Annotated in this window: 1 pseudogene; it reads left to right on the top strand. The window is 62.1% G+C overall.

What is annotated here, in order from left to right:
• A pseudogene (locus tag ABGA94_RS15530) lies at positions 1-179 on the top strand (rod shape-determining protein RodA); the annotation flags it as partial.
• Positions 180-269: the final 90 nt, after the last annotated feature.

Below are 269 nucleotides of genomic sequence, written 5' to 3'. Positions count from 1 at the left end.
CGCCGCGCACGGTATTGACCGCCGCGCTGCTGATCGGCGTGCCGGCGGTGTTGATCCTCATGCAGCCCAACCTCGGCACCGCCACGTTGGTCACTGCCAGTGGCGTGTTCGCGTTGTTGCTGGCTGGCTTGCACTGGGGCATCTACGGCGCCGACGGCGCGCGCGATCCACTGCCGCTGCTGCGCTGAACACCATATGCTGCGTCGAGTCCTGCGTGAGCGCCTCCCTCGTTCATGATTTGTAAATAGGAATAGTTCGTATTACCATTT

The organism is Stenotrophomonas sp. 3diitr2024, from assembly GCF_042136455.1.
Classification (GTDB): Bacteria; Pseudomonadota; Gammaproteobacteria; order Xanthomonadales; family Xanthomonadaceae; genus Stenotrophomonas; species Stenotrophomonas sepilia.
Note: the sequence above shows the minus strand (reverse complement) of the source record. Positions and strands in the feature narration are given on the sequence as shown.